The sequence below is a fragment of the uncultured Nostoc sp. genome (assembly GCF_964245445.1).
Lineage (GTDB): Bacteria > Cyanobacteriota > Cyanobacteriia > Cyanobacteriales > Nostocaceae > Nostoc.
Map to the genome: position 1 here is coordinate 1 of NZ_CAXTNE010000258.1, position 11,308 is coordinate 11,308.

The following is an 11,308-nucleotide window of genomic DNA, read 5'->3' on the forward strand; positions in this document are numbered from 1 at the left end:
AGCTCAATATCGAGACTGGGTATGAGATTAGACTTGTTCTCAAGAGTGGCGAATTGGGTTTCCTGTAAGGACAAGGCACTAGTGTTGCGGTTGTAACTCAACTCTTTAGTGGAAGTAGCGCCTAACCCAATTATGGAGGCAGCATTATTTATCTTTACACCTGTGTCTACATTATTTGTGTTTACATGTGTGTTTACAAGGTCACTATCGAGACTGGGTATGAAATTAGGCTTCTTCTCAAGAGTGGCGAATTTGGTTCCCTGCAAGTACAAGGCACCAGTGTTGCGGTCGTACCTGAACTCTTTAGTGTAAGTAGCGCCAAGCCCACTTATGGAGCCAGTATCATAATTTATCTTTACATGCTTAGAGTCGTGATTCACAGGGTCAATACTGATAATCTTACCACTGCTGATAATCTTACCCGAAGAGAAGTTTTTAATGATGTCACAACCATCACTACTATATACGTACAGGTCATCAGAAAAAGGGAACACATCAATTACATTGTTGAAGACAAACTCATCATCACCACCAAGACCATTGAGAGTGTCATCACCTAAATCGCCAAAAATGAAATCAGTTTCTGGAGTTCCAGTCAGATAGTCGTTATTAACAGTACCGTTAATAGATGCCATGTCGATCACTCCTTGTCAAACTATGGTTCAGTGCAGAATTAAGTTAATTTAACGTGAGCTTCTAAGAAACGGGATTCGTTATGCCTTAAGAAAAACGGCGTTGCTGAATCGAGGTATGAACTTGGATGTAAAGACGTAAAATTTTACGTCTCTACAAGGATTTTCACCACAATACACAATCGTTTTCATACTGTAATCAGCAACGCCAGAAAAACAATCTAGTTTTCTAGGAGTTCGACGGGTTGAACAAGGTACAAAAAAAGATGAGACTGTAATTACATGAAAAAAAGGGTGTCTAAGAGGTTATTTGAAAAGTGGTTGGCTGTGATTTCAGGCACTTATTGATCCCCCCTAACCCCCCTTAAAAACGGTGAACTGGAATCAAAGTTCCCCTTTTTAAGGGGATTTAGGAGGATCTAGAACGTTTTGCTACCGAGAAGAGGACTTTTCAAACATCCTCTAAAGCAGCGCCCTTATTAAGAACAGAAAACTCTCCAAAGCTGTAAAACAAATTACTTCTTGGTTGTGTTCCTCCAGTAATATTGAAGATGTTACCATTTTTTGTGCCAGTGGAGTTATTAGGCAAGCTCCCATCCGGGGTAATTTGGGCAAAAACTCTATCTTGCAAAGAAGCAATTAACACAGTTGCCACCACAAACCTACTACACCAACGCTGACAATTTTGAGTTACCCCTGACATATCGTCCCCAATAAATTAGTAACTCCACCGTGTGACTGAATAATTACGAATTACGAATTAGTAATTCTCAATTAATACCCCGCCTAGAAATTCTCTAAGTGGGGTAATTGTTTTTGGAGTCGCTGTAGTGTCTAAAATTTGGGTTTGGTTAGGCATTAAAAGAGCAAGCTAATTGAAGAAGTTACACCCTCAGAGACAAGCTCAATATCGAAACTGGGTATAAAAAAAGGCTTGTTCTCAAGAGTAGCAAATTGGGTTCCCTGGAAGGACAAGGCACCAGTGGTGCGGTTGTAACTGAACTGGTTAGTAGAAGTAGCGCCAAACCCAATTGTGGAAATTTGAATTTTGTCGCTCTGCATATAGCTGAAGTCCTTGATAATGTCAATGCCTTGAGACCTGAAGTTGAAGACAAATGTATCAGCACCAGCATCGCCTGTGAGTGTGTTGTTACCAGCACCGCCTTCGAGGATATCGCTACCAGAACCCCCATTTAAGAAGTCGTTACCAGCACCGCCTTCGAGTGTGTCGTTACCAGCCGCACCAACTAAAATGTCGTAGTCCTCATAGCCAAGTAAGTGGTCATTGCCATCGCCACCAACTAAAAAGTTGTGACCGGCATTCCCCTCAATTCGATTGTCCAGGGCGTTGCCTATGCCATTAATATCCCTGCTACCTGTGAGAACCAAGTTCTCTAGGTTGTCACCCAATTTGTAGCTGAACGAAGACTCAACCGTATCGGTTCCTTCATTCAAGTATTCTATATTGCTAACTTGAATACTTGACGGATCATAGATTAGATTGTCCTGAGGCCGCAATTGATTAAAAGTAATATAAGTGTCGTTGCCAGTTCCACCAATTAGGGTATCAAACCCCTCACTGCTATCAAGGATGTCATCGCCTTCCTCGCCATACAGTACATTGCCAGTGCTGCCTTCTTTGCTATTCAAATAATCATTGCCCAAACCACCGTACAGTATGTTAGCATTTGCACCACCGTAAAGGCTGTCATTGCCCGAACCACCATATAACATATCGTAACCATCGTTGCCATACAGTACATCGTTGCCTTCCAAGCCATAAATAATCTCGTCTGCCGAGGTCCCTTGGATTGTGTTAGAACCTGTAGTGCCGTAGATGGATTCGGTTTTTCCTGGATTAAATACCTCGGTTGATATGGTACTTGAGACTCTACTTGTATTTACATGGTTATAGTTATGATTCACAGGATCAATACTGATAACCTTACCCAGATAGAAGTTTTTAATGATGTCAAAACCATCACTACTATAGACGTACACATCCTGTGAAAAGTCAAAAAAGAGGACATCAATTACATTATTGAAGACAAACTCATCATCATCACTAAGACCATTGAGAGTGTCATTACCTAAATCGCCGAAAATGGAATCAGTTTCTGGAGTTCCAATCAGATTGTCGTCACCAAAGGTACCTTTAATAGGTCGCATGTCCATCACTCCTTGCCAAACTATGGTTCAGTGCACAATTAAGTTAATTTAACGTGAGCTTCTAAGGAACGGGATTCGTTATGCCTTAAGAAAAACGGCGTTGCTGAATCGAGGTATGAACTTGGATGTAAAGACGTAAAATTTTACGTCTCTACAAGGATTTTCACCACAATACACAATCGTTTTCATACTGTAATCAGCAACGCCAGAAAAACAATCTAGTTTTCTAGGAGTTCGACGGGTTGAACAAGGTACAAAAAAAGATGAGACTGTAATTACATGAAAAAAAGGGTGTCTAAGAGGTTATTTGAAAAGTGGTTGGCTGTGATTTCAGGCACTTATTGATCCCCCCTAACCCCCCTTAAAAAGGGGGGAACCGGAGTAAAAGTCCCCCTTTTTAAGGGGATTTAGGAGGATCTAGGACGTTTTGCTACCGAGAAGAGGACTTTTCAAACATCCTCTAAAGCAGATTACCATACTTTTATATTAATGGGATAGGTTTATACTAAACCTCTAGTCCAAAATATCACCATCATTACACTCTATTGGTTTGAATTTATCTTCCATATCATTATCAATTTTTTAGATTTTTCTATTTTACACAAAGCTGTACATAGTGAGCGCTAAAGCACCCACTACAAGCTACAATTATCTCAATTAATCTGTATTATTTGAGATGAATATTAAACCTCTTACACCAAATCTGAAACCAAAAATTCAGTCTTAGCAAACTTCCCAACAGCATCAAAAAAATCATCAATTATCGGCAAAATATTGTCAGATAATTGCATTACTTGTAAGCAAGTATTAATGCCAGAAGCTGCTGAATTATATGCTGCAATTTTTTGTTCAACAACACTCAATAATCGCCGATTATTCGCAATTTTTTCTTCAGCTTCTTGTTCCAATGTTTTCTCTAAATAAGCACGCGCCTGTGGGTATTGCTGCAAAATTTCATCTGCTTGCTTCTCTGCCATTGGTAATAAGTGAGTTTTGAGTGTTTGATTAATGGTTTGACGGAAAGATTTACGAATAGTATGGGAAACTTTAGGTTCAAAATCTAACTTCAATAATTGCCTAATTGCTGGTTCTGCTTCCACAATACTTTCAGCGTCATAACCTTGAGAAGTTTGTAATAAAGTCTGGCGAAATTGATATATAGAAAAAGTGCCTTCATCATAAAATCTGGGGCTTTCTCGCACAAAGCGATCGCACTCTACACTAGCTGCACTAAATAATGCTTGAGCAACTCCTTTTTCTAAAATTCTGATCTCTTGTTCAATACCACCATCATTATCTAATAAACGATACAACTGGCGATAATATTCTGACTTGCGAATCTTTTCAATCAATCGCTGAAAATAATTTGCCACTACTTGTTGAGAAGATTCAACTAAAATATCTTCTAATTGATTTGCTAAGTAATAAAATGCCTCTACTAAAATAGCAATTAAAGGTGCGGTAGCGTTGCGAGGATGGCTGATGGTTGCACGTTGATAAGCAGAAGCTACAGAAAAAGTATCTAGCAACTCATCTAAACGGCGAATCATTCTTGATTGCAATTGTTTAAAATCTGCTTCAAAAGCATCACAAGAATTATTAATTATTTGGTTAACTTCTTCTGTGATATGCTCATTAAAGTCTCTACCAATTTGCTGGAGTTGCTGATTTAGGCGTTGTAACTCTTGCGCCTTCATCGTCTCAATTTCTTGGGGCTGACTATCTAAATTACGCTGCACACTCTGATAATGTTTTTTTAGGTTAATACAAACATCTTCCAAATCATCAGCAAGATTTTTAAATAATTGGGGACGCTTTTCTTCGGTAAGATAGCGAGTTATTGCTGTGCGAAATTCTTCAGTACCACTATCTTTAATTAGCTGTTCTATAATTTCATTTCCCCAATCTCCTAAAATCCGCACATAATTTTGATTTGGGGTTTCAAAGCCGTTAACAGAGACACGAAATTTACTAGAAGACAGCTTTCCTGAATTTACACAGTAGTTGTTAAAGGCATAGACAAATTGTGGTGTTTCTTCTTTACCATCTAAACCTTTAATACTTTCTCTAAAAACAGAATCTAAACCAAATCTATCTTGTTGGCTTGTCTGTTTAATCTGACTGCCATAAAATCCTAATAATCCACTTGTTTTATAAACCTTGTTTGAATTGTGAAATTGCCCACTAATTAAATCGTCTAATCGTTGCCGTAGCTGAGTATTATACCAAGTTTCATCGATGCGGTTGAAGATATAGAAAACGCGATCGCGTACTCCCCCATTTTCCCGCATTAGTTCCAAAAGTTCTGTTTCTTCTTTTGTCATCTCACCCGCCGCAGCAGGTTTTAGCACACACACCACCGCCGAAGTATCAGGATGTTGAATTTTGGCATAAGTTAGTTGTGCATCTTTCTCTACTGGTGCATCTATACCCGGCGTGTCAATAATTACATTACCATCTTGTAGCAAAGGATGATTACAGTAATATTCTATTCGCTTCAATACTGCACTATTACTACCACGACGGGCATATCCAGCCGCTTCTTTGAGATTGGAAAAGTTAAATTGCTCCATTGAGTATGTAGCATTATTAACCGTGTTGATGCGATCGCGGTTTGCTATATATCCCTCTAGCAATAACATTAACGCCTTCGCCTGTTTTGCACGTTCTGATTTATTCTCACCACCCTCCTGCTGAATAATCGCTTCACAACCTTGGCGTAGCAAGTTAATTACATCAGCTTGGTTGATATTAGCTACTGTCTTAAATCCTAGTTGCTGACACAAAGAAACTGCTTGTTCCCGAATCTCTACTTCACTTAAAAAAGTCAAAACAACACGTTCTTTATCTACTTCTGCATACTCTATTTTGCATTCTGTACCTGTAGCGTGTCCCTCTGCACTGTATAGTAATTCCCTTTCTAATAATGCATTTATAAGCATTGATTTACCTGCACTAAACGCACCCGCAAACACAATCTCAAACTTTGGAGAAATCGCCTTATTTAGGGAAGTTTGTACAGGTGTAATATCTTGGGAACATAGAGTTGGTTCTTGCTGGAAAAGTTGTAATATAGATTCAACCTGCTCTTTCAAATTTTTGCACTGAAGCGGTAAATCTGACATATTTAGCATCCTGACAATATTTATGTATATGTTAGTTACATTTATTGTCTTGATGGTTCAGTAGGATTTCTGAGATATTTGATGTGGTTTGGCTGCTGGATATCACCTAACCCACAAAGATTATGTCTTGACAATACCCTTGCGATCGCAAGGGCATTGTTGTTGTGATTGTTGGATAGATCCGGTGATGATGTTAATCAATCTTCAAGTTGAAAGGCAAACGGGCGTAAACCCCTTGTGGATCGTTCATCTTTTGCAGAGTTCCGATTTCCTCTTGCAACTTTTGGAATTCATTGGTGAGGGGATTGGATTGTTTGAGTTGCGTCCCTTCAATTCCTAAAGCAGTCCGCACCTCTTGAGTTGCTCGTCCAAAAAACCGTTCTCCAAAACTGTTAGTGCGAGGATATTCTTGCACTTCCCAATCTTCTCCTAGTTTCGCCTGCTTGGCAGCGTATGCGATCGCACTATTCAACCCGCCAATTTCATCCACCAAACCAATTTCCTTGGCCGCTACACCAGACCAAACCCGTCCTTGGGCAATTTCTGCTACTTTTGGTTCTGGGAGTTTCCGACCTTGAGAAACTTTATTCAAAAACATATCATAAATTCGGTTCACACTACGTTGATAAATTGCCAACTCTTGAGGCGATTTCGGACGCGAAACTGTTTGACTATCAGCATAGGTTGCAGTTTTTACCGAATCCCAGGTGATGCCGTTATCACTCGCTAGCTTTGCACCATTGAACAGCAGCCCAAATACACCTATTGAACCTGTAATAGTATTCGGTTCGGCAAAAATGCGGTTAGAGTCGCTAGCAATCCAATAACCACCAGAGGCGGCTACATCACCCATTGACACTACAACCGGCTTTGCTTGACGAGTTAATTTCACCTCTCGCTGCATGACTTCGGCTGCGGTAGCGCTACCACCAGGACTATTAATTCGTAATACAACAGCTTTTACATCCTTATCTTGTCGAATTTTCTTGAAGATTTTGGCAAAGCGATCGCCTCCTACTTGCCCATCTTCTCCTTTACCATCGACAATCTCACCTTCAGCATAAACAACGGCAATTTCATTCTTTGAACTACGTTCTACACCCAAAGATTTGCCAGAAACTTCTGCATAGCTATTCAGGCTAATTTGTCGGAATGTTTTGTCGTCTTTATCGCTATCTGTCAATTTTTTCAGATCAGTTACCACTTCATCGGGGTATTGAACTTGATCAACTAAACCGCTAGTTTTGGCTTGTGTGGCTTCGAGTAGTGCCTGACTATCTGCGATCGCTTGCAACTGCTTAGGTTCAATTTTCCGACTTGCGCCTACAGTAGTACGCCACTCTCCCCAAACATCATCCAACAATTTTTGAGTTTGTTCGCGGTTTTCTGGACTCAACTTTTTGAGGATAAACGGTTCTACAGCCCCCTTAAATTTCCCCACCCGCACGACTTGAACACCAATGCCATATTTCTGCAATGCACCCGCTAAGAACATCGGTTGTGAACTCAAACCGTTGATTTCCATCATTCCCAAAGGATTCAGTACAATGGAATCTGCTACTGAACTAAGGTAATATTCTTTTTTACTCCAATCACTGCCATAAGCAACAATCTTTTTCCCCGCAGCGCGAAACTCCTCTAGCGCTTTCCGAATTTCTTTTAGGGAGGCATAGCCGACGTTACCAACTTGGCTTGTGCTTGTTGCATCTAAATAGATCCCGACAATTCGCGGATCGCGCCGCGCCTTTTCCAAAGTTTCCACAACTTTGCGGAGTGCCATCCTATCATCATCTACACCGGATAATGTGTTTTGAAACAGTTCGCCTGAACTAGGTTCGCTATCAGTAATTTTCATCGACAAGTCAAAAACCAACACTGACTTATCTTTCACATTTGGCCCAGTATCTTTAGAAGAGATAGCAGCCAATATCAGCAAGAACAGTCCGGTGGTTCCCAAACCACCGAAAATAATTAGTCCTAGTAAGGTGCCAATTAAACTAGCAAAAGTTTGTTTGATAAAATTACGCATTAGTTATTAGTTATTAGTTATTGGGAATTAGGAATTGGTCATTTACAAATGACAAAGGACAAAGGACAAATGACTAATGACCTGTTTAACTATTCTATGCGCTGTAAACTATCAGAGTGCTTTAACTGATATAAGGTGGCGTTGCCAGTGCAGAATAGTACCGTGGTAATTTCGGCGATTAACACTTCAGCGAGTTCGGCAACTGCTGTCTCTGATGTTGCTGCTGCTTGCAAAAAAGGCATTGCTAAACCACCTATATCTGCTCCCAAGGCGATCGCTGCTGCAACATCCAGTCCATGACGCAAACCTCCCGAAGCAATTAAGGGTACATCTGGAGCGATCGCTCTAATAGTTGTAATACACTCTGCCGTCGGTAAACCCCAATCGGCAAACGTCCTTCCTAAGCGACGTTGCAAGGGATTTTCTGCCCGTTCACTTTCTACTTTTGCCCAAGAAGTACCTCCCGCACCCGCCACATCAATTGCTGCTACCCCGGCGGCAATGAGTTTGTTGGCGATCGCTGCTGAAATGCCGTTGCCAACTTCCTTCGCAATTACTGGCACTGGCAGTTTACCGCACAATTCAGATATCTTGTCAAGTAAACCCCGAAAATTAGTATCACCTTTGGGTTGAATGCACTCTTGTAGAGGGTTAATGTGTAAAATCAGAGCATCAGCCTCTAGGATATCAACTACGCGCAAACATTCATCTAAGCCGTACTTATAGTTAAGTTGCACAGCGCCCAAGTTCGCAAATAGCAGAACATCGGGGGCATACTTGCGGACAGCAAAAGTATCAGCTACCCGGGGTTTTTCTACTGCTACGCGCTGGGAACCGACACCCATCGCAATTTTGTAGTGCTGCGCGACTTGTGCCAAACGTTGGTTAATCATTGCGGCTTGTTCTGTTCCGCCAGTCATGGAAGAAATTAACAAGGGTGCGTTAAGGTTTTTTCCCAGGAAAGTTGTACTGATATCAATATCGTTGTGGTTTAGTTCGGGTAAGCAACAATGGGTGAAGCGATAACGTTCCAGTCCATTGGTGATTTGATCGCACTGAACATCTTCCTCTAAGCAGATGCGAATGTGATCGGCTTTGCGATTCTGAGTTTGTGCAGAGATGTTGGTAGGGGCGTTCACTGGTGGCTATGATTTAAAGTATTGGCTTGCGATCGCTATTGTTACATTGTCTGCAACCGTCTTTTTACAACAAAAATATTTATTTTCGCTATCTATTAGTCAACTTATGCTGTAACACAACGGTAGTTATCAACTAAAGAAGCCTTAGGAACGTGAATTAAATAAAATGCAAAACTTCATCCTGTATCTAGCTTCCCTCTCCAACATATCGGAGAGGGATTGAGGGTGAGGTAAGCTAGGGACATAAATTGTATGTTATAGGACTCATATTTGATTGCGTGAGAAAAACTCAGTACACCTTTATTCCTTCTTCCCAGTCCCCAGTTCCCAGTAAAGAGTCCCCAGTCTCTAAGAGTAATTCAGGAATCAAATCGGATTGCTATATTTAATACTTATTCCTTAGCTACTCCTGACTAGTCTAAACTCCAGTAACGACTGAGGATTATTCAGTTTAAAGTATTTTTATATACTTAAATAGCGATGCGATTTATCTATCACCCTTCTTTTTAGAGTTTCCGATCCAGTTTTCAAAATCTTCTCACATCAAGCTATTTTTCACAATCGCAGTTGTTATATAAAATATAACAGTATCTAGAAAGATAAATCATGCCAGTACTTCGTATCCTTCATTTAGCTGGGTCTGCATATAATGATTTTTATTGTGAATTGTCACGCAATTACGCCCAAAGCTGTATTATAGCTACGGCAAATCCATCACTCTATGACTTTTTGATTGCATACATCACACCTGATGGTCAGTGGCGATTTCCTTCTTCTCTCAGTGTTGAAGATATTGCTGTCGCCAAACCGATGCCTCTACCAGATGCCATACAGTTTATAACAGCGCAAAACATTGACTTGATGTTGCCACAAATGTTTTGTCTCCCTGGAATGATTGAGTACCGGGCACTATTCGACCTGCTTAAGATCCCTTACATAGGCAATACTGCGGATGTCATGGCATTGACGGCTCACAAAGCCAGAACCAAAGCAATTGTCGCAGCAGCAGGGGTGAAAGTGCCGAATGGAGAACTGCTCCGCCAAGGAGACGTTCCGACAATTACACCTCCAGCAGTCATCAAACCCGCAAATGCTGACAACTCTTTAGGGGTGTCCTTAGTCAAAGAAAAGAGTGAGTATGACGCTGCCCTAAAAAAAGCATTTGAATTTGCAGATGAGGTGATCGTAGAAACATTCATTGAAGCCGGTCGAGAAGTCAGATGCGGCGCCATTGTCAAAGATGGGGAGCTAATCGGTTTACCCCTTGAAGAGTATCAGATAGACCCCCAAAATAGACCCATCCGCAGCTATACTGACAAATTCAAAATACCCATCGAGGGCGACTTGTATTCAACTGCTAAAAATTATGTCCCAGGTTGGATTGTAGATATTAATGATCCGATCACCCAAAAGGTTCAGCAAGAAGTTAAAAAGTGTCATTTGGCTTTGGGCTGTCGCCATTATAGTTTATTTGACTTCCGGATCGACCCACAGGGACAACCTTGGTTCTTAGAAGCCGGGTTGTTTTGCATTTTTGACCACAATGCAGTGATTTCCTGTACGGCGAACGTAGCGGGAATTCCTTTAAATGAGTTATTTCTGACGATGATCAATCAAGCGTTGGGCACGATCTGATGTCCGGCAAATCATGTTTTTAGCTTTCTTCTAACTTGGAAGAAGCTAATAAGCATTTAGTTTCAACAATCGCCTTGGGAGCTAGTTGAATGTTCGACGTTTTGCGATCGCCCCTCACGGTGGCAAAATTCGTTTAGAATTGGAACCAGCATTAGAAACACTCCACAAGCTAGCAGCAGCACAGGAGTTATTTGACAAGGTGTTCATTGATGCTGAAAAAACTGAGTATGTACACTACTTTCAAATACTGCTAGACGGCAATTTATTGGCTCTTAACTGATTCATCTGTGTGGACAACACGTTGCTTCAGGGGCAAGTTTACTTACCACAAGAGGCGCAAGCCAAAAATGGGGAGGCGATCGCTTGTTTCAATCGCATCGTCAAAGATGATTCCCGGTTTGAGCAAGTGCTGCTGCCAATTCGAGACGGGTTGACGAGAAGGGACTTCCAACTAAAAAAATATCCTATCGGTGTGTAGGCAGAGGGGCTATTAGCTGTCTTGCTGGGGGAGAAAGAAGAATATTATCTGAGTAAATTATCCAATTTTTGGAATCACAACGACTTTCCCTCCCCCTGCCC

Annotated in this window: 6 protein-coding genes and 2 pseudogenes; 2 read left to right on the top strand and 6 right to left on the bottom strand. The window is 41.0% G+C overall.

Translation table 11 applies throughout. The features are described from left to right. The 6 genes and pseudogenes from ACFE90_RS30240 to fni form a co-directional block, all read right to left on the bottom strand. A pseudogene (locus tag ACFE90_RS30240) lies at positions 1-635 on the bottom strand (hypothetical protein); the annotation flags it as partial. A 448-nt stretch (positions 636-1,083) separates the two neighbouring features. Continuing rightward, complete coding sequence (locus ACFE90_RS30245; RefSeq protein ID WP_375506049.1) at positions 1,084-1,335, bottom strand: hypothetical protein; 252 nt, start codon at positions 1,333-1,335, stop codon at positions 1,084-1,086. 155 nt (positions 1,336-1,490) lie between these two features. After that, entirely contained in the window at positions 1,491-2,801 is a 1,311-nt protein-coding gene (locus ACFE90_RS30250; RefSeq protein ID WP_375506050.1) for a calcium-binding protein, read from the bottom strand. 692 nt (positions 2,802-3,493) lie between these two features. Then, positions 3,494-5,926, bottom strand: coding sequence for a dynamin family protein (locus ACFE90_RS30255; protein ID WP_375506051.1), 2,433 nt, complete (start codon positions 5,924-5,926; stop codon positions 3,494-3,496). A gap of 193 nt (positions 5,927-6,119) precedes the next feature. Further along, a complete protein-coding gene (sppA, locus tag ACFE90_RS30260; RefSeq protein ID WP_375506052.1) occupies positions 6,120-7,955 on the bottom strand; it encodes a signal peptide peptidase SppA in 1,836 nt (611 codons plus the stop codon). An 89-nt stretch (positions 7,956-8,044) separates the two neighbouring features. After that, positions 8,045-9,094, bottom strand: a complete 1,050-nt coding sequence (gene fni / locus ACFE90_RS30265) for a type 2 isopentenyl-diphosphate Delta-isomerase (protein ID WP_375506053.1) — start codon at positions 9,092-9,094, stop codon at positions 8,045-8,047. A 606-nt stretch (positions 9,095-9,700) separates the two neighbouring features. Between fni and ACFE90_RS30270 the strand changes: the two genes are divergently transcribed. Together ACFE90_RS30270 and ACFE90_RS30275 are read left to right on the top strand one after the other, a co-directional pair. After that, the gene (locus tag ACFE90_RS30270) at positions 9,701-10,729 is read left to right on the top strand and encodes a D-alanine--D-alanine ligase (protein ID WP_375506054.1); all 1,029 of its coding nucleotides are present in this window, start codon (positions 9,701-9,703) and stop codon (positions 10,727-10,729) included. A gap of 100 nt (positions 10,730-10,829) precedes the next feature. Continuing rightward, positions 10,830-11,207: pseudogene (locus tag ACFE90_RS30275) on the top strand (O-methyltransferase); the annotation flags it as partial. Positions 11,208-11,308 lie beyond the last annotated feature (101 nt).

Excerpts from the sequence above, each read along its gene's own strand:
- ACFE90_RS30245 (WP_375506049.1), bottom strand. The coding sequence starts at position 1,335 with ATGTCAGGGGTAACTCAAAATTGTCAGCGTTGGTGTAGTAGGTTTGTG.
- ACFE90_RS30250 (WP_375506050.1), bottom strand. The coding sequence starts at position 2,801 with ATGCGACCTATTAAAGGTACCTTTGGTGACGACAATCTGATTGGAACT.
- ACFE90_RS30255 (WP_375506051.1), bottom strand. The coding sequence starts at position 5,926 with ATGTCAGATTTACCGCTTCAGTGCAAAAATTTGAAAGAGCAGGTTGAA.
- sppA (WP_375506052.1), bottom strand. The coding sequence starts at position 7,955 with ATGCGTAATTTTATCAAACAAACTTTTGCTAGTTTAATTGGCACCTTA.
- ACFE90_RS30270 (WP_375506054.1), top strand. The coding sequence starts at position 9,701 with ATGCCAGTACTTCGTATCCTTCATTTAGCTGGGTCTGCATATAATGAT.